The sequence below is a fragment of the Paraburkholderia phenoliruptrix genome, assembly GCF_019511605.1.
GTDB classification, from domain to species: Bacteria; Pseudomonadota; Gammaproteobacteria; order Burkholderiales; family Burkholderiaceae; genus Paraburkholderia; species Paraburkholderia phenoliruptrix_A.
In genome coordinates, this window is record NZ_JAEUAV010000028.1 from 19,329 (window position 1) to 37,060 (window position 17,732).

At 62.3% G+C, this 17,732-nt stretch carries 16 protein-coding genes; 4 read left to right on the plus strand and 12 right to left on the minus strand.

Translation table 11 applies throughout. The annotated features are described in order from the left end of the window. Positions 1-12: 12 nt before the first annotated feature. The 9 genes from JNB89_RS26170 to JNB89_RS26210 form a co-directional block, all read right to left on the minus strand. Complete coding sequence (locus JNB89_RS26170; protein WP_220364146.1) at positions 13-1,173, minus strand: ABC transporter substrate-binding protein; 1,161 nt, start codon at positions 1,171-1,173, stop codon at positions 13-15. Between the two features lie 412 nt (positions 1,174-1,585). After that, positions 1,586-2,752 carry an ABC transporter substrate-binding protein gene (locus JNB89_RS26175; protein WP_220364147.1) on the minus strand — a complete coding sequence of 389 codons (1,167 nt, stop codon included), beginning with the start codon at positions 2,750-2,752 and terminating at the stop codon, positions 1,586-1,588. A gap of 543 nt (positions 2,753-3,295) precedes the next feature. Then, positions 3,296-4,267: a branched-chain amino acid ABC transporter permease gene (locus JNB89_RS26180; protein ID WP_220364173.1), complete on the minus strand. Its 972-nt coding sequence runs from the start codon at positions 4,265-4,267 to the stop codon at positions 3,296-3,298. Then, positions 4,267-5,151 carry a branched-chain amino acid ABC transporter permease gene (locus JNB89_RS26185; RefSeq protein WP_006050831.1) on the minus strand — a complete coding sequence of 295 codons (885 nt, stop codon included), beginning with the start codon at positions 5,149-5,151 and terminating at the stop codon, positions 4,267-4,269. The genes JNB89_RS26180 and JNB89_RS26185 overlap by 1 nt, the downstream gene beginning before the upstream one ends. Before the next feature lie 174 nt (positions 5,152-5,325). Then, on the minus strand, positions 5,326-6,540 hold the full coding sequence (locus JNB89_RS26190; protein ID WP_013340953.1) for an ABC transporter substrate-binding protein: 1,215 nt from the start codon (positions 6,538-6,540) through the stop codon (positions 5,326-5,328). A gap of 53 nt (positions 6,541-6,593) precedes the next feature. After that, positions 6,594-7,352 (minus strand): ABC transporter ATP-binding protein, encoded by a 759-nt coding sequence (locus JNB89_RS26195; protein WP_013340954.1) that lies wholly within the window; start codon positions 7,350-7,352, stop codon positions 6,594-6,596. Then, entirely contained in the window at positions 7,349-8,128 is a 780-nt protein-coding gene (locus JNB89_RS26200; RefSeq protein WP_013340955.1) for an ABC transporter ATP-binding protein, read from the minus strand. Before JNB89_RS26200 ends, JNB89_RS26195 begins: the two co-directional genes overlap by 4 nt. Before the next feature lie 319 nt (positions 8,129-8,447). Continuing rightward, positions 8,448-10,166: a GMC family oxidoreductase gene (locus JNB89_RS26205; RefSeq protein ID WP_220364148.1), complete on the minus strand. Its 1,719-nt coding sequence runs from the start codon at positions 10,164-10,166 to the stop codon at positions 8,448-8,450. Between the two features lie 104 nt (positions 10,167-10,270). Then, positions 10,271-11,809: a CoA-acylating methylmalonate-semialdehyde dehydrogenase gene (locus tag JNB89_RS26210; RefSeq protein ID WP_013340957.1), complete on the minus strand. Its 1,539-nt coding sequence runs from the start codon at positions 11,807-11,809 to the stop codon at positions 10,271-10,273. 160 nt (positions 11,810-11,969) lie between these two features. Between JNB89_RS26210 and JNB89_RS26215 the strand changes: the two genes are divergently transcribed. Continuing rightward, positions 11,970-12,869 (plus strand): LysR family transcriptional regulator, encoded by a 900-nt coding sequence (locus JNB89_RS26215; protein WP_013340958.1) that lies wholly within the window; start codon positions 11,970-11,972, stop codon positions 12,867-12,869. 267 nt (positions 12,870-13,136) lie between these two features. Further along, complete coding sequence (locus JNB89_RS26220) at positions 13,137-13,673, plus strand: class IV adenylate cyclase (RefSeq protein WP_027210595.1); 537 nt, start codon at positions 13,137-13,139, stop codon at positions 13,671-13,673. Between the two features lie 24 nt (positions 13,674-13,697). Here the strand turns inward: JNB89_RS26220 and JNB89_RS26225 are convergent, their stop codons facing one another. After that, the gene (locus JNB89_RS26225) at positions 13,698-14,192 is read right to left on the minus strand and encodes an Lrp/AsnC family transcriptional regulator (RefSeq protein WP_220364149.1); all 495 of its coding nucleotides are present in this window, start codon (positions 14,190-14,192) and stop codon (positions 13,698-13,700) included. Positions 14,193-14,429: 237 nt separating this feature from the next. After that, positions 14,430-14,654, minus strand: a complete 225-nt coding sequence (locus JNB89_RS26230; protein ID WP_220364150.1) for a DUF3717 domain-containing protein — start codon at positions 14,652-14,654, stop codon at positions 14,430-14,432. Positions 14,655-14,763: 109 nt separating this feature from the next. On the opposite strand from JNB89_RS26230, the gene JNB89_RS26235 reads away from it, so the two are divergent. Both JNB89_RS26235 and JNB89_RS26240 read left to right on the plus strand, forming a co-directional pair. Beyond that, positions 14,764-15,450, plus strand: a complete 687-nt coding sequence (locus JNB89_RS26235) for a response regulator (protein WP_007180058.1) — start codon at positions 14,764-14,766, stop codon at positions 15,448-15,450. A 132-nt stretch (positions 15,451-15,582) separates the two neighbouring features. Continuing rightward, positions 15,583-17,088, plus strand: coding sequence for a sensor histidine kinase (locus tag JNB89_RS26240; RefSeq protein WP_013340962.1), 1,506 nt, complete (start codon positions 15,583-15,585; stop codon positions 17,086-17,088). Positions 17,089-17,151: 63 nt separating this feature from the next. Here JNB89_RS26240 and JNB89_RS26245 read toward each other — a convergent pair whose 3' ends face one another. Further along, complete coding sequence (locus JNB89_RS26245) at positions 17,152-17,691, minus strand: SET domain-containing protein (protein ID WP_013340963.1); 540 nt, start codon at positions 17,689-17,691, stop codon at positions 17,152-17,154. Positions 17,692-17,732 lie beyond the last annotated feature (41 nt).

Here is a 17,732-nt window from a genome sequence, read left to right on the forward strand (position 1 = left end):
CCGCTACTTGTATTAGTCGTTCTGCAGCTTCCACTTACCGTCGACGATCTGCACGATCACGCGTGCGCGCTTGTCGAGGCCGTTGTGGTCAGTCGTGGTCGTGTTCATGATGCCGTGCGAGACCGGCAGCTCCTTGATGCTTTCCAGCGCGCCGCGCAGCGCCACGCGGAATGCCTCGGTGCCCGGTTGCGCCGTCTTGAGCGCTTCCGGAATCGCACGCTGCAGCATCTGGCCGGCGTCCCACGCATGACCGCCGAAGGTCGCCACCGAACCAGCGCCATACGCCTGTTCGTAGGCCGCCTTATAAGCCAGCGACGACTTCTTCACCGGGTTAGATTCCGGCAGTTGGTCGGCGACAAGAATCGGCCCCGCCGGCAGGATCTCGCCCTCGCAATCCTTGCCGCACACGCGTAGGAAGTCGTTGTTGGCAACGCCGTGCGTCTGATAAATCTTGCCCTTGTAGCCGCGCTCCTTGAGCGTCTTGGCCGGCAGCGCGGACGGGGTGCCCGAGCCGGCAATGAGAACCGCGTCGGGATTGGCGCCCATTGTCTTCAGCACCTGGCCCGTCACCGATGCATCGGTGCGGTTAAAGCGCTCGTTCGACACCACCTTCAGCTTGTGAGCGGCTGCGGCGGCGGTGAACACGTTGTTCCAGCTATCGCCGTAGGCGTCCGCGAAACCGATGAAGCTCACCGTCTTCACGCCGTGACGCTCCATGTGGTCGGCAATGGCGTCGGCCATCAGGCTGTCGTTCTGCGGGGGTTTGAAGGCCCAGGCGCGCTTTGCATCCATGGGCGAGATGATGGCGGCCGAAGCCGCGAGCGAAATGACCGGCGTCTTGCCTTCGGATGCGGGATCGAGCATAGCCAGCGAATTGGGCGTCACGGTGGAGCCGATGATCGCGTCCACGTGATCTTCGTCGATCAGCTTGCGTGTGTTCTGCACGGCCTTACCCGTGTCGGACGCGTCGTCGAGAATGATGTACTGCACCGTCTTACCGCCTATCTCCTTCGGCAACAGCGCAATGGTGTTCTTTTCAGGAATCCCGAGCGATGCCGCGGGCCCCGTGGTGGACAGCGTCACACCGATCTTCACCTGCGCGAACGCCGCGCCTGCACCGCACATTAATGCCATCGCGATGCCGGTTCGTACCCATTGTTTTGTCTTTCTCATTGCAAGTCTCCAACGCTCCGAAGTGCGTATCTGTTATCCGACTCGTGGGTCGGGTGTCTGAATCTAGTTATAGGGTCCGGCCGTGCCAAGCATGGTTTTCCCTGCTCGACCTGCGCGCCTTCGCCGCTTGTATGTCGCTCCCTACTGCCGCAATAACCGAATGCCTTCGCGAACTCTCGCAATCCAAACCACTAACATGTTAGTAGTATTGCGTTGTGCCGCGCCGACGGTCAATAGACTGCAACCCAAATGCGGGTTTGTCCTGAAGCCGCACTGCTGCACGTTTCGCACGGCAGTGCCCTCGCCTGCGTTGCTCGAGCCCACGCGCCGCGTCGCCACAAGCGGGCAATAAAAAAGACGCGGCAACTGCACGCGTCTTTTTCTATGAGCTCATCTAGCGCTTTGCCTTTGCTCAGTCGCCGGCCAACTTCCACTTGCCGCCGACAATCTGCACCATCACGCGCGCCCGCTGATCGAGGCCAGCGTGATCGTTCGCGCTCATGTTGAAGATGCCGTGCGACGCGGGCAGATCTTTCGTGCCTTCCAGCGCTGCGCGCAGCGCTTCACGGAAGGCCGGTGTACCAGGCTGCCCCTTCTTCAGCGCGAGCGGAATCGCGCGTTGCAGCAGCAGACCCGCGTCCCATGCGTGACCGCCGAAGGTCGATACCGAGCCTGCTCCATAAGCGCCTTCATACGCGCGCTTGTAGGCCAACGCACTCTTCTTCACCGGGTTCGAATCGGGCAATTGCTCCGCGACGAGCAACGGGCCCGCAGGCAGATACGTGCCCTCGCAGTCCTTGCCGCACACGCGCAGGAAGTCGTTATTCGCGACGCCGTGCGTCTGATAGTACTTGCCTTTGTAGCCGCGCTCCTTGAGCGTTTTCTGCGGCAGCGCGGCCGGTGTCCCCGCGCCTGCGATCAGCACCGCATCCGGATTCTGCGAGACGATCTTCAGCACTTGCCCCGTGACCGATGCGTCGTTACGCGCGAAGCGTTCGTTCGCCACCACCTTGATTTTCGCCAGGTCCGCGGCCCTGCTGAATTCCTTGAACCAGCTTTCGCCATAACCGTCCGAGAAGCCGATGAAGGCCACGGTTTTTACGCCGTGATTGGACATGTGTTGCGCGATGGCGGTAGCCATCAATATGTCGTTCTGCGGCGTCTTGAACACCCACGCGCGCTTCGCGTCCATCGGCTCGACAATGCTTGCCGCGGCGGCGAGCGAGATGACGGGCGTGGTGTTTTCCACGGCGACGTCCATCATGGCGAGTGAGTTCGGCACGACGGTGGAGCCGATCATTGCGTCCACGTGGTCTTCGCTCGTGAGCTTGCGGGCGTTCTTCACGGCCTGGGTGGAGTCCGTGGCGTCGTCAAGCACGATGTAGTCGACTTTCTGGCCGGCCACTTCCTTGGGCAGCAGCGCAATGGTGTTTTTCTCCGGAATGCCGAGCGATGCGGCCGGACCGGTTGCCGAGACGGTAACGCCGATTTTCACATCTGCGAATGCATGGCTGCTCCAGGCAGCCGAAACTCCGGTGGCGACCAATGCCGCGCTGATCCAACGCAATGCCGACTTCATTCCGCTCCTCTATGCCCCGTTAAAACAATTCGCCTTAAATTCGTGCGCAAATTCTTGAGTTAAATCCCAACCCAGCGGTCGGTGAATAAGAAGTGTAGCGGACGGGAGTCCCACGCCGCAAGCGTTTTGAAGGGGTGACACACGCGGACGGGTCGATTATCGGCGAGATAAAAATAGCACCGACTTAGAGAAAATCTTGGAATGCCGCAAATGGAAAAGCGCAAAATAAAAAGCGCTGTTGGATATCAATCCAACAGCGCTTTCGTGCGGGCACTTTGTGCCTCATGTCTCCTCGTTCTCCACCTGCAAATTCGTGGTGCATCAGAACTGCATGAAGGTTAACCGAGCCCCCTCCCCCCCACAACTAGCAATTACCCTAGTGGTGCACTGCGGCACCGAATTGGGGCGCGTTTGGGCGGCGTTGCCGCAAGTTCCATAAATAAGGGCTCAAGCCGGCTTCGCGCGTCATACTGCACAGCAGCGCGATTAGATCGGACGCCGAAGCAATTTGCCACACCGTTCCACTCCTGCCCGTCGCGCTTCTTAGGCGCGCAACGGCCGCACGCGCGCGATGACTTCGCCGACAATGCCGCGCCGGAACGCGAGTACGCACGCAATGAAGATCACCCCGGTCACGATGGTCACCGACTCGCCCAGCGAGCGGAACCAATCGACGCCCGTGGCCGCAGCGAGCACGCTGCCGATATCGCCCAGGCGATCTTCCAGCGCCACGATCAATGCGGCACCCAGCAGCGGCCCGAACAACGTACCCATGCCGCCCACCAGCGTCATCAGCACAACGAGACCCGACATGGTCCAGTATGCGTCGCTCAAGGTCTCGAAGCCTTGCACCACGACTTTCAGTGACCCCGCGAGCCCTGCGAGTCCAGCAGACAGAATGAAGGCGAGCAGCTTGAACCGGTCTGTATCGTAGCCAAGCGACACCGCCCGCGGCTCGTTTTCCTTGATCGCGACGAGCACTTGCCCGAACGGCGAATGCACGATCCGCACAATCAGGAGGAATGCGAGCACCATGACCGTCAGCACGACAAAGTACAGCGCGACGTCGGACGAGAGGTCGAGCACACCGAACAGCTTGCCGCGCGGCACGCCTTGCAGGCCGTCTTCGCCGTGTGTGAAGGGCGCCTGCAGAAACACGAAGTAGACCATTTGAGCAAGCGCGAGCGTCACCATCGCAAAGTAGATGCCCTGGCGCCGGATTGCGAAGATGCCGACCACGAGCCCCAACAAGGTCGCGCAAGCCGTGCCGGCCAGGACACCGAGCTCGGGCGAGAAGCCGAGCGTTTGCATCGCATAACCGGTGATATAACCTGCCGACGCGAGAAACATTGCGTGTCCGAACGACAGCAGGCCCGTATAGCCAATCAGCAGATTGAACGCCGCGGCGAAGAGTGCAAAGCACATCACCTTCATCACGAAGAGCGGATAGATGCCGAGCACGGGCACCGCGAGGAGCGCGAGCAGCAGCAGACCGTAGAGCACTTTTCTCTGCATCATTTTTCCTTGCCGAAGAGACCCGCCGGGCGCACCAGCAACACCAGCGCCATGATGACGAACACGACGGTGGCCGACGCTTCCGGATAAAACACGCGCGTGAGACCTTCAATCACGCCGAGCATCAGGCCCGTCAGGATCGAGCCCATGATCGAACCCATTCCGCCGATCACCACGACTGCGAACACCGTGATGATCATCGGCTGGCCCATCAGCGGCGATACCTGAATGACCGGTGCGGCAAGCACGCCGGCAAACGCGGCGAGCGCGACACCGAAACCATAGGTAAGCGTAATCATCAGCGGCACATTGATGCCGAACGCTTCGACCAGCTTCGGATTTTCGGTGCCCGCGCGCAGATATGCGCCAAGCCGCGTCTTTTCGATCACGAACCAGGTGGCGAAGCAGACGATCAGCGAAGCCACCACGACCCACGCGCGATAGTTCGGCAGGAACATGAAGCCGAGATTGGTCGCGCCCGAGAGTGCCGAGGGTACGTCGTACGGCTGTCCCGACGAGCCGTAGATCGAGCGGAACACACCCTCGACGACGAGCGTGAGCCCGAAGGTCAGCAGCAGCCCGTACAGATGATCGAGCTTGTAGAGCCAACGCAGCATCGAGCGTTCAATCAGGACGCCGAACAGGCCGACGAGCAGCGGTGCAATGATCAGCATCGGCCAGTACGGCACGCCGAAATAGGAAAAGCCCATCCACGCGAGCATCGCGCCGAGCATGAACAACGCGCCATGAGCGAAGTTGATCACGTTCAGCAAGCCGAAGATCACCGCAAGTCCCAGACTCAGGATTGCGTAGAACGAGCCGTTCACGAGTCCGAGCAGCAACTGGCTGAGCATCGCGGGAAGCGGAATGCCAAAGATGTCCATTGAAGCCTTCACCCATCGTCAAGGTGAGATCGGTTGTGCGCAATCGGGCCGGCACACGTTGAACACGCGCATGACGCCGGCCACGCGCGGCATATGAAACAGACGGAGCGACGCACACCAACGGCCGGCCGCGGGCACGGCGAGCCAGCCGTTGGCCAGACCTTCAGGCCACGCTTACTTCCACAGCGCGCAGCGCGTCTCCGCCTTGGTGGTGAACGCCTGTTCGCCGGGAATCGTCGCGGTGATCTTGTAGTAGTCCCACGGTTCTTTCGACTCCGCGGGCGTCTTCACCTGCATCAGGTACATGTCGTGGATCATGCTGCCGTCCTGACGGATGTAGCCCTTCGCATAGAAGTCGTCGATCTTGGTCTTCTTCAGTTGCGCCATAACCTTGTCGGCGTCGGTCGAGCCGACCGCCTGCACCGCCTTCAGGTAGTTCATGGCCGCCGAGTAGTCAGCGGCCTGAAGGCTCGACGGCATCTTGCGCATCTTGTCGAAGTAGCGCTGCGCCCACTTGCGCGTATTCGCGTCCTTGTTCCAGTACCAGCTGTCGGTGAGCACGAGGCCCTGCGTCGTTTCGAGGCCCAGGCTATGCACGTCGTTGATGAACATCAGCAACGCGGCGAGTTTCATGCTCTTGGTAATGCCGAATTCCTTCGCGGCCTTGATCGAGTTGATCGTGTCGCCGCCCGCATTTGCGAGACCGAGAACCTGCGCCTTCGACGACTGAGCCTGCAACAGGAACGACGAGAAGTCCGACGCCGACAGCGGATGACGCACCGCGCCCAGCACCTGGCCGCCGCTCGCCTTCACCACGTCCGACGTGTTTTTTTCCAGCGCCTTGCCGAACGCGTAGTCGGCGGTGAGGAAGTACCAGGACTTGCCGCCCTGCTTCACGACCGCGGACCCGGTGCCTTTGGCGAGCGCCGTCGTGTCGTACGCATAGTGAATCGTGTACGGCGTGCACTGCTCGTTCGTCAGCGTATCGGCCCCCGCACCGATGCTGATGTACACCTTGTGCTTTTCACCGGCCACGGTGTTCATCGAAAGACCGGTCGCGGAATTGGTGCCGCCGATCAGCAGGTCGACGCCCTCGCGGTCGAACCATTCCCGTGCGCGCGACGCCGCGATGTCCGCCTTGTTCTGGTGATCCGCATACAGCACGGTGATCGGCTTGCCGTTGACCTTGCCGCCGAAATCCGCAACGGCCATGCGGATCGCTTCGAGGCCGCCCTGGCCGTCGATGTCCGCGTAAAGCCCCGACATATCCGTGATGAAGCCGATCTTCACTGCATCGTCTGCCGCTTGCGCGCTGCCCGTAGCGATGGCGGCGCCGGCGGCGACCGCGAAACAAGCCGAAGCAAGCCGCGCGAGTGGGTTCTTTTTCATTCCTGTCTCCTGGTTCTTCACTTGTGGTTATCAGAGGCAATCGGGCGCGAGCGCTACACGCCCAGCAGATCATGCAGTACCGGCATCTTGCTTTCGAGTTCACCAGCCCCGAAGTGCTCGACGATCGTACCGTGCTCCATCACGTAGAAACGATCGGCAAGCGGCGCCGCAAAGCGGAAGTTCTGTTCGACCATCACAATGGTGTAACCGCGCGTCTTCAGTGTGACGATCATGCGTGCGAGTGCCTGCACGATGACAGGCGCGAGGCCTTCGGAAATCTCGTCGAGCAGCAGCAGGTTCGCGCCGGTGCGCAGAATTCGCGCCACCGCGAGCATCTGCTGTTCGCCTCCCGACAGCCGCGTGCCCTGGCTCATGCGGCGTTCCTGCAGATTCGGGAACATCGAGTAAATTTCCTCGAGCGACATCATGTGCGCCTTGTCGCCCACGGGCGGCGGCAGCAACAGATTTTCCTCGCACGAGAGGCTCGAAAAAATGCCGCGCTCTTCAGGACAGTAACCAATGCCGTGATGCGCAATGCGATGCGTAGGCAGGTTGATCGTTTCACGACCGCCAATGCGAATCGAGCCCGTGCGCCGGCCGGTCAAGCCCATGATCGCCCGCAATGTCGTGGTGCGCCCTGCGCCGTTGCGGCCGAGCAGCGTCACGACCTCGCCGCGATCCACTGTCAGATCGACGCCATGCAAGATGTGCGACTCACCGTACCAAGCCTGCAATCCCGCGATCTCCAGCGCAGGTGCGCCAGCGGCCTTGCCGCTCACCTCGAGGCTTTCGCGCTCGGCAATTGTGTTCATGCGTGGGCTCCGGCGAGCGCCGCGTCGGCGCTGCCCATGTAGGCTTGCATTACCAGCGGATTTTTCGACACCTCGGCATACGTGCCCTCGGCAAGCACTTCGCCTCGTTGCAGCACGGTGATGGTGTCGGAGATACCGGCAATCACATTCATGTTGTGCTCGACCATTAGAATCGTGCGGCCACTCGATACTTTCTTGATCAATGCCGTGACCCGATCCACGTCTTCGTGACCCATCCCTTGCGTCGGCTCGTCGAGCAGCATCAGCTCGGGTTCCATCGCGAGCGTGGTGGCGATTTCCAGCGCGCGCTTGCGGCCGTACGACAGTTCGACCGTCAGCACATCGGCAAAATCGGTCAAGCCCACTTGCGTGAGCAGATCCATTGCGCGGTCGTCGAGCCGGCGCAACGTGCGCTCGCTCTTCCAGAAGTGAAAAGCGGTGCCGAGCGAACGTTGCAAACCGACACGCACGTTCTGTAATGCCGTCAGATGCGGGAACACAGCGGAAATCTGGAACGAACGGATAATGCCGCGCCGCGCGATCTGCGCGGGGCGCTCATGCGTGATGTCGACGCCGTTGAAGACGATCTGTCCGGCTGTCGGCTCGAGGAACTTGGTGAGCAGGTTAAAGCAGGTGGTCTTGCCGGCTCCATTGGGGCCGATCAGCGCATGAATCGAGCCGCGGCGCACGCGCAGGTTCACGCCGTTCACGGCAATGAAGCCTTTGAACTCACGAGTGAGGCCGCGCGTTTCGAGAATCGTATCGCCGAGAATCATGTTCCCTTCCATGCGGAGTTAGGCGAAGCATTACGATCTTTCGCGCGAAGCTCTGCGCGACTTTTATTTGGACGGCGGCACCCCGTGCACGCTCGTTGGCGTGCTGCACCAATCCGGACGGTAATCCCTGGGGCAGCACGCAGCATGGCTGCCATTGTCGCGCCAATGATGCAGCGCATTCATTGGGATTTGCACTTAGTGGACGATGTATCCTCACTAATCGTGCGCCGCAGTCTCCGCAGTCTCTTATTGGAGACATGCGGGCGCGAAGCTCACGCGTGCGCCATGCGCACCGCGTGCAGGTGGCGAGAAGAGCGTGTCACACTGCAGACATGGACACCGCATTTGCAGCATGGGCGGCCATGCTGCCGCTCACGCGCGCGCGACGGTCCTCGCGGATCATGTCGCTCGCCCGCTCGGCAATCATCAACGTGGGCGAGTTCGTGTTGCCCGAGGTGATGGTTGGCATGACGGATGCGTCGACGACGCGCAAACCGTCGACACCGATAACTCGTAGTCGGTTGTCCACCACTGCGCCGGGATCGTCGGTCGTGCCCATGCGACACGTGCCCACCGGATGAAATATCGTGGTGCCGACAAGACCCGCGGCACGTTGCAGTTCTTCCTCGCTCTGATACTCGATGCCCGGCAAGATTTCCCGAGGCTGATAACGCGCCAATGCGGGCGCGGCGGCAATGCGGCGCGTGAGACGCAATGCGTTGGCGGCAACGTGCCGGTCGTAGTCGGTGGAAAGATAGTTGGGAGCGATGAGCGGCGGCGCCGAAGCGTCTGCCGACTCGATATGAATGCTGCCGCGCGAAGTGGGCCGCAACTGGCATACAGACGCCGTGAATGCATTGAAGCGGTGCAGCGGTTCGCCAAAGCGATCCAGCGAAAGCGGCTGTACGTGATATTCGAGGTCGGGGCGAGTGATCGAGCGGTCTTCGCGATCGGACTTCGCGAACACCCCGAGCTGCGACGGCGACATCGACATCGGACCGCTTTGAAAAAGCGCGTACTGCACGCCTATCATCAGCTTGCCCCACCAATGTGCGGACGCCGTATTGAGCGTACGTACGCCGTCGACCTGGTACGCCATACGCAATTGCAGATGGTCCTGCAGATTTTCGCCGACGCCGCGCAGGTCATTGACCACTTCGATACCCAGCCGTTGCAGACGCGCGCCGTTACCAATGCCGGACAACTCCAGCAATTGCGGCGAGTTCACCGCGCCTGAAGCAAGTATCACTTCGCAACGCGCTTTGGCCACGAAGTCGATACCGTTGCCGCGATATTCGACACCGGCGCAGCGGCGTCCTTCGAATATCACGCGCCGCGTGTGCGCGCCGGTAATGACCGTGAGATTCGGGCGCCGCATTGCAGGACGCAAGAAGGCCTTCGACGCATTCCAGCGAATGCCGCGCTTCTGATTCACATCGAAGTAGCCGACGCCGCTGTTGTCGCCGCGGTTAAAGTCGTCGGTGGCGGGAATGCCGGTCTCCAGCGCGGCCTTTGAAAATTCCTCGAGTATCTTCCACTTCAGGCGTTGCTTCTCGACACGCCATGGCCCGCCTGCTCCATGTGACTCGCTTGCGCCGCCGTAGTAATCCTCGCTTCGTTTGAAAATGGGCAACACCGAATTCCACGACCACGACGCGTCGTTCGTCACACGCGCCCACTCGTCGTAGTCCTCGCGCTGGCCGCGCATATAGATCATGCCGTTGATGGACGACGAGCCGCCCAGCACCCGCCCGCGCGGATACGACAGCGCGCGCCCGTTCAGTCCCGGCTCTGCTTGCGTTTTGTAGAGCCAGTCAGTGCGGGGATTGCCGATGCAGTACAGATAGCCGACCGGCACATGGATCCAGTGATAATCGTCCTTGCCGCCCGCTTCGAGCAAAAGCACCTGCACGTCCGGATCTTCGGTCAGGCGATTGGCGAGCACGCAGCCTGCTGTCCCCGCGCCGACGACAATGTAGTCGAATTCGCCTTCAAGGCGCCGCTCCGACGCCGACGACGCGGCTTGCACGTGGCTCATCGTTCAGTCTCCTAATCATTTTTTTGCCGATGGCGTGACGCCCGGCCTGATCGACGCCTTCGGCGCGCTGTTCGCTCCGCGCAGCCGAAGGCTAACGTCCGTAGTTACTTCGCGACCGGCATCGTGAATTCGGCGCCCTTCGCGATACTGTCGGGCCAGCGCTGCATGATGCTCTTGTAGCGCGTGTAGAACCGCACGCCCTCTTCGCCGTACGCGTGATGGTCGCCGAACAGCGACTTCTTCCAGCCGCCGAACGAGTGCCACGCCATAGGCACCGGAATCGGCACGTTGATGCCCACCATGCCGATCTGAATCTGCCGCGAGAATGCGCGCGCTATGCCGCCGTCGGACGTGAACAACGAGACGCCGTTGGCAAACTCGTTCGCGTTGATCAGTTCAACCGCCGACGCGAAGTCAGGTACACGCACCACGCACAGCACCGGCCCGAAGATTTCCTCGCGATAGATCTTCATTTCCGTCGACACATTGTCGAACAGCGTACCGCCGAGGAAGAAGCCCTTCTCGTGTCCTTCTACCCGATGAGCGCGGCCATCCACGACAAGCTTTGCGCCTGCCGCGATGCCGGCTTCGATGTAGCCGAGCACCTTCTCGCGATGCGCGGCCGTCACCAGCGGTCCCATTTCGGCGGCCGACTCCATGCCGTTCAGAATCTTCAGGCTTTTTACGCGAGGCGTGAGCCGCTCGACCAGTTCGTCCGCGATATGGCCCACTGCAACGGCGACGGAGATCGCCATGCAGCGCTCGCCCGCTGAACCGTATGCGGCGCCGATCAGTGCGTCGACGGCTTGATCGAGATCCGCGTCGGGCATCACGACGAGGTGATTCTTGGCGCCGCCCAACGCCTGCACGCGTTTGCCGTGCTTTGTGCCCTCGGCATGGATGTACTCGGCAATCGGCGTGGAACCGACAAACGACACGGCGCTCACGTCGGGATGCACGAGCAGTGCGTCAACCGCGACCTTGTCGCCGTGCACGACGTTGAACACGCCGTCGGGCAAACCGGCTTCCCGCAGCAGTTCCGCAATACGGTTGGATGCCGACGGGTCGCGCTCCGAGGGCTTCAGCACGAAGGTGTTGCCGCACGCAATCGCGACGGGGAACATCCAGCACGGCACCATCATCGGGAAATTGAAGGGCGTGATTCCCGCGACCACGCCAAGCGGCTGACGCAGGTTCCAGTTGTCGATGCCGCCGCCGATCTGGTCGGTGAAGTCCGTCTTCAGCAGATTGGGAATGCCGCACGCGAACTCGACCACTTCGATACCGCGCATCACCTCGCCTTTCGCGTCGGAGAACACCTTGCCGTGCTCGCGGGTGATCAGTTCGGCGAGTTCGTCGTGGTGGCGGTCGAGCAGTTCCTTGAACTTGAAGAGCACGCGGGCTCGCTTGATGGGCGCGGTTTCGCTCCATGCGGGAAACGCCGCATACGCAGCGGCAACCGCCGCATCCACTTCTGCCACGCTGCCTAGCGGCACACGCGCACTCACTTCGCCGAGCGCTGGATTGAAGACGTCGCCAAAACGGCCGCTGGTTCCGTCAATGGCCTTGCCGTTGATGAAATGCGTCAGCGTCTGCACGCCGGTGCCCGTGCGAACGATTTCGTCTGGATATGTCTCGCTCATGTTCTGTCCTCGCGGTTGTGGACCATCGTTCATGATGGCTGCTGCGAATTTTTCCGCCGCCCAAAAAATGGCGCGCTGAAACACGAGCGTACGGCGCTTCGCGTGCGGAAATCCAATGAGTAATGCTCAACTGCGCTATAAGGAGAGTTAATATCAGCGGATGGATCTCACTCTGCTACGTGCGTTCGTCACCGTGGCACGCGAGGGCAACCTCACGCGCGCGGCAGTGCAACTGCATCTGACGCAACCGGCCGTCAGTCTGCAAATCAAGCATTTGCAGGAAACGCTCGGCGTCACGCTGTTTACCCGGACCTCGCACGGACTTTCTCTCACGCGCGACGGCCAGGCGCTGTTGCCGCACGCGGAGCGCGCCCTCGCGGCGGCAAGCGACGTGCAGCGCGCCGCGCAGTCGCTGCGCCAGGAAGTGCGCGGACGCTTGCGCATCGGCACCATTCTCGACCCCGAGTTCCTGCGGCTCGGCGGCTTTCTGAAGCAACTGGTGGAAACGTGGCCGCACATCGAGACGGCCTTGCGGCACGGCATGTCGGGCTGGGTGCTCGAGCAGGTGCGCGCCGGCGAGCTGGACGTGGGCTATTACATCGGCGTGCCCGCCGATGACGAAGGCCGCGATGCGCGCGCCTTTCACACGCTGACCCTCACCCATTTCCAATACCGCGTGCTGGCGCCGGCCGGCTGGAAGGACCGCGTCAAAGGCGCGCGCGACTGGCGTTCGCTCGCCGCGTTTCCGTGGATCTGGACACCGCCTGCGTCCGCGCACAACCGGCTGTTGTCGCACGCATTCAGCGAGGCGGGGGTGAAGCCCGTCAAGGTCGCGGAGGTGGACCAGGAGCCGTCCATGCTGGATCTCGTCAAATCGGGCGTAGGGTTGACGCTCGCGCGCGACGCGATTGCGATTGCCGAGGCCCACGCACATGCGCTGACCATCGTCGAAGGAATTACGGTGCCGACGCAACTGAGCTTCGTCACGCTGGCCGAACGCAAGGACGAGCCCGCGATAGCGGCCGCGCTCAAGCTGATCGAACTGCAATGGGCAAGCTGAATCCGCCCGAGCAGCGTCTGGCCTCCTTCCAGCAGCGGCGCATGCGTTGTGCGTTGCGATATGAGCCGTTCTCATGACAGCGCCGGCCAGGCGCCGTCAGACGCTTGCATGCGCAATGAAACCGCGGCGTCACGCAGTATTTGTTAGATTGGCGGTTCACTGACGCGCCCGCCGCCGCTTTTCCGTTCCAACCGACTCTGTCTTTCCCGGCAGCCTCGCGGCTCGCGCCCCAGGCAGCCGGCCATCCCATCCCGACAGGAGACTGATATGGCACGCAACATCGAAATCAAAGCCCGCGCCCAGCATTTCGAGCAACTGCGCGAACGCGCGGCGCAACTCGCGCCGGATGCGCCGCTCATTTTCCGCCAGCAGGACTTTTTCTATGACGTGCCGCGCGGGCGTCTGAAGCTGCGTCAGTTCGACGACGGCACGCCTGCCGAACTGATCTTCTATCAGCGCGACGACCGCGACGGGCCGAAAGCGTCTTACTACACGCGCAGTCCCGTGACGAACCCCGAAGCCATGCACGCGCTGCTGGCCACCGCGCTCACCACGCGCGGCATCGTCACCAAGGAGCGGCACGTGTATCTGGCGGGGCGCACGCGCATTCATCTGGACCGCGTGGACGGTCTCGGCGATTTCGTCGAGCTCGAAGTGGTGCTCGCGCAGGACGACAACGAGGAAGACGGTCACGCGGAAGCCCACGCGATGTTCGCGAGCCTCGGCGTAGCGGAATCCGATCTGGTGGCAGTGGCCTACGTGGATCTGCTCAACGCCCCTCACGAGCCGAAGCAGGCGGCATGATCCGCGCGGCCGCGCGAGCTGAAGTCAGGCGGCGGCCGTTCCGGAAGAAGACAGATGTGCAAGCGGCAACGGACCGTTGCGCTTGAACGTGGTGAGCACGATGTTCGAGCGCACGCTGTCCACACCAGGCACACGCATGAGCCTTTTCATGACGAACGTGGACAGATAGTTGAGGTCGGGCGCGACGATGCGCAGCAGATAGTCGGCGTCGCCCACCACCGCATGGCATTCCAGCACTTCCGGCAACAGGTCGATCTGCTGCTGGAATTGTTCGATCACCGAATCGCCGTGATGCTTGAGCTTCAGACTCGTGAAAGCCGTCACGCCCAAGCCGAGCTTTTCGGGGCGCAGCACGACCCGATAGCCGTCCACCACGCCGATCTGCTCGAGCCGCTGCAAGCGCCGCCCGATCTGCGACGGCGACAGCGGCACCTGTTCGGCAAGCTGCTGATGCGTGGCGCGGCCAAAGCGCTGCAATACGTCGAGCAGCGCAAGGTCGAAGTGGTCAAGATCCAGCATGTAACGGTCCGGCATCCAATAGGCGCTTAATACCCGATTATTGCATGCTCGAGCTGCTGCGGCCGGACGGCCGCGCAACGCCAATTCGTGAGGCACGCATGAGGCGGATTGCCTCGCTGCGAGCGACATACAGAACCGGACCCGCTGCAACGGGAGAATGGCGCGGACCCGGCGGCAGCGAAGAATTCCTCGTATTGAAAGGGCTTTGCAGGCAACGACGCGCACAAACCTTCAGTTCTACAGGCTATTCTTAAGGCTCACGTAAGAATCCCACGCCTGGCGCGCAATCGCGTCCAGATCATCGCGCGATAGCGTGTTCTGACGCTGTACAATCAGCATCGCATACGGCTTGGAGAGCGCGCTTGCCTCCTTGCACAGAACGAGTTCGTCTCCGCTCGAAGGTGAGCGGGCGCGCCAGAAGTTGATCGCGGCTTCGAGTTCCTGAATGCTGATCTCGGACATGCTTCGATTATCCGGAGGGCGCGAGCACGTCGGCTCGACGACTGCATGGCAGGCGCTCCGGCGAACCGCTTGCCCGAACGCCTAAACCCATTGTAATTGAGCGAAATCCATGCGACTCCTTCTGATCGAAGATGACCGCCCCATCGCACGCGGCATCCAAAGCAGCCTCGAACAAGCCGGCTTCACGGTCGACATGGTCCACGACGGCATTTTCGCCGAACAGGCCCTCACGCAAAACCGCCACGAACTGGTGATTCTCGACCTCGGCCTGCCGGGTATCGACGGCATGACGCTGCTCTCGCGCTTCCGTCAGAGCAATCGCCATACGCCGGTCATCATTCTCACCGCGCGCGACGAATTGAACGACCGCGTGCAGGGCCTGAATTCCGGCGCCGACGACTACATGCTCAAGCCGTTCGAGCCCACCGAACTCGAAGCGCGCATTCGCGCCGTGATGCGCCGCAGCGGTCCGCATGGCGACATGCCGCGTCCGGAGGTGTCGCTCGGCGGTGTGCGCCTGTCGGGCGTCGATCGCCGCATTTTCAACGACGACAAGCCGCTCGAATTGTCGCCGCGCGAATTCGCGGTGCTCGAAATGCTGCTGCTGCGCCACGGCCGCGTGGTCAGCAAGGCGCAGTTGCAGGACCATCTGACGCATTTCGGCGGCGATCTCGGCGACACGGCAATCGAAGTCTATGTGCACCGCGTGCGCAAGAAACTCGAGAGCTGCCGCGTCGAAATCGTCACGGTGCGCGGCTTCGGTTACCTGTTGCAGGAAATCCGCCAGGCCGCATAATCGTCATGAAGGCCGCCATTCACTTGCGGCCAGACGGCGCCGGGCCGGCGCGGCGCGCTGCGTGAGCGAGCCGCCGGCGCCCGGCGAAACTTCAGGGCGCCTCGCGCCAGCCTCTTTCCAGCGCGTTCGATCATGCCCCAGCCGGCCGCCAATAGCCTGCGCCGCACGCTGCTGCGGCGCCTGGCTGCTCCCCTTTCGCTGCTCGCGCTCATGAGCGGCCTGATCGCCTACTGGCTTGCGTGGCAGTACACGCAGCACGTGGTCGACCGCTCGCTCGCGGATCTCGCGACCGCCATCTCCAAGCAGATCCAGATTGCGGGCCCCGACGCGCCCATTACCGTGCCGCCGCTCGCGCAAGCCATGTTCTCCGATCCGATGGAGCATCTCGTCTATCGGATCAGCAATGGCGAAACAGAGATTGCCGGCGACGAGACGCTTCCGCTGCAAGGCGCGAGCGTGCGGCGCATGCATTATGCGTACGTGTTCGAAACGCAGCACCAGGGGGTCACCGTGCGCGTCGCGCAGGTGCGGGTCGATCAGCCGGTCGGCAATCCGATCGTCGTGGAGGTCGGGCAGCCGGTGCATCACCGCTTTCGCATCGCCGCCGAGTTTCTGGTTGCGATCATGATGCCGCTGCTGTTGCTGCTGCTCGCCGGCTGGGTGATCGTGTGGCGCGTGGTGAATCAGCAGCTCAATCCGCTGACCCATCTCGCGGATTCGCTGAACCGGCAAACGCACACGTCACTGGAACCGGTGGACGAAACCTATGTGCCGGTCGAGATCCGGCCGCTGACCGGCGCCGTGAACGCGCTGCTCGGCCGTCTGAAGACCGCGCTCGACGGTCAGCGCAAGTTCATTGCCGATGCCGCGCACCAGTTGCGCACGCCGCTCACGGCCGTCAAGCTGCATGCGGAACAGGCCGCAGTCGCGCGCGACCCGCAGCAGACGCTCGCCGCTGTGCGCGAGTTGCGGGCGGCGGCCGATCGCGCGGTGCGTCTGTCCAATCAGTTGCTGTCCCTCGCGCGGGCAGAGCCGGCCGAGCAGGCCGCGCGCTTCGTCAATGTCGACATGGCCGCGCTCGCGTTCGACACGGGCGCCGAATGGGTGCCGCGTGCATTGGCGTCGCACATCGACCTGGGCTTTCAGCGGCTCGACGACCCGACCAACGATCATCCGTTGATCGCGCGCGGCAATCCGGTGTTGCTCCATGAAGTGATCGCCAATCTGCTGGATAACGCGCTGAAGTACGTGCCGCCTTCGCGCTTCGATGGCGGGCGCATAACGGTCACCGTGTCGCAAACCGTCGTTGACGATGTGCGCATGGCCGAGATCGTGGTGGAAGACAATGGCGCGGGCGTGCCTCACACGCAGCAAGCCGATCTCTTCAAGCGCTTTTTCCGCGGCGACGGTCAGAGCGATAACGGCGTGGACGGCGGGGCCGGTCTCGGCCTTGCGATCGTTCACGACATCATGGTGCTGCATGGCGGCAGCGTCCATTACGAGGACGCGCCCGAAGGCGGAGCCCGCTTTATCGTGCGTATTCCGCTCGTGCAAGCGGCGGTGCGGCCGTCCGACGCGAGCGCCGACGCGCCGGCCGGCGAACAAAAACCGGCGCACTCGGCGCCGGTCGATATGTAGCGGTGAGGCCCGGCAACGAGCCGTCGCGGCGCCATTCGCATGGCGAGCGCGCCGCTGCGCGCATTACTTCTTCTTGGCCTTTTTCGTCGACTTCGCGGACTTTGCCGACTTGGCCGACTTCGAGGCTTTGGCTGTTTTAGCCGCCCCCTTCTCCTTCTCGGGCGGCGCCAGCATCGTGCCGCGGCACTTGCGCGAGCCGCAGCGGCATTCGTATTCCTTCTTCAGCTTGTTGGTCTGGCGGGCGTCGATCACGAGGCCGTAGTCGTAGAACAGCTCCTCGCCTTCGGCAATGTCGCGCAGCGCGTGCACATACACATGCCCGTCTATCTCTTCCGCTTCGCAGTTCGGCGCGCACGAGTGGTTGATCCAGCGCGCGCTGTTGCCGTTCACCTTGCCGTCGATCACCTTGCCGCTATCGAGCGCAAAGTAGAACGTGTGATTCGGTTCGTCAGGATTATGCGGATGGCGGCGCAACGCTTCTTTCCAGGAAATGCGCTCACCCTTGTATTCGATTAGCCGCTCGCCGGCAGCAATCGGTTCGAGCGCAAACACGCCTTTGCCGTGCACACCGGAACGACGCACGGCGATCCTGCGTGAACTCATTGAATGAATCCTTGTGAAGAACTGGGGTGAAGTCCGGCAGC

Excerpts from the sequence above, each read along its gene's own strand:
- JNB89_RS26205 (WP_220364148.1), bottom strand. The coding sequence starts at position 10,166 with ATGAGCCACGTGCAAGCCGCGTCGTCGGCGTCGGAGCGGCGCCTTGAA.
- JNB89_RS26245 (WP_013340963.1), bottom strand. The coding sequence starts at position 17,691 with ATGAGTTCACGCAGGATCGCCGTGCGTCGTTCCGGTGTGCACGGCAAA.
- JNB89_RS26200 (WP_013340955.1), bottom strand. The coding sequence starts at position 8,128 with ATGATTCTCGGCGATACGATTCTCGAAACGCGCGGCCTCACTCGTGAG.
- JNB89_RS26170 (WP_220364146.1), bottom strand. The coding sequence starts at position 1,173 with ATGAGAAAGACAAAACAATGGGTACGAACCGGCATCGCGATGGCATTA.
- JNB89_RS26185 (WP_006050831.1), bottom strand. The coding sequence starts at position 5,151 with ATGGACATCTTTGGCATTCCGCTTCCCGCGATGCTCAGCCAGTTGCTG.
- JNB89_RS26225 (WP_220364149.1), bottom strand. The coding sequence starts at position 14,192 with ATGCTGGATCTTGACCACTTCGACCTTGCGCTGCTCGACGTATTGCAG.
- JNB89_RS26180 (WP_220364173.1), bottom strand. The coding sequence starts at position 4,267 with ATGCAGAGAAAAGTGCTCTACGGTCTGCTGCTGCTCGCGCTCCTCGCG.
- JNB89_RS26195 (WP_013340954.1), bottom strand. The coding sequence starts at position 7,352 with ATGAACACAATTGCCGAGCGCGAAAGCCTCGAGGTGAGCGGCAAGGCC.
- JNB89_RS26240 (WP_013340962.1), top strand. The coding sequence starts at position 15,583 with ATGCCCCAGCCGGCCGCCAATAGCCTGCGCCGCACGCTGCTGCGGCGC.
- JNB89_RS26210 (WP_013340957.1), bottom strand. The coding sequence starts at position 11,809 with ATGAGCGAGACATATCCAGACGAAATCGTTCGCACGGGCACCGGCGTG.
- JNB89_RS26230 (WP_220364150.1), bottom strand. The coding sequence starts at position 14,654 with ATGTCCGAGATCAGCATTCAGGAACTCGAAGCCGCGATCAACTTCTGG.
- JNB89_RS26215 (WP_013340958.1), top strand. The coding sequence starts at position 11,970 with ATGGATCTCACTCTGCTACGTGCGTTCGTCACCGTGGCACGCGAGGGC.
- JNB89_RS26190 (WP_013340953.1), bottom strand. The coding sequence starts at position 6,540 with ATGAAAAAGAACCCACTCGCGCGGCTTGCTTCGGCTTGTTTCGCGGTC.
- JNB89_RS26235 (WP_007180058.1), top strand. The coding sequence starts at position 14,764 with ATGCGACTCCTTCTGATCGAAGATGACCGCCCCATCGCACGCGGCATC.
- JNB89_RS26220 (WP_027210595.1), top strand. The coding sequence starts at position 13,137 with ATGGCACGCAACATCGAAATCAAAGCCCGCGCCCAGCATTTCGAGCAA.
- JNB89_RS26175 (WP_220364147.1), bottom strand. The coding sequence starts at position 2,752 with ATGAAGTCGGCATTGCGTTGGATCAGCGCGGCATTGGTCGCCACCGGA.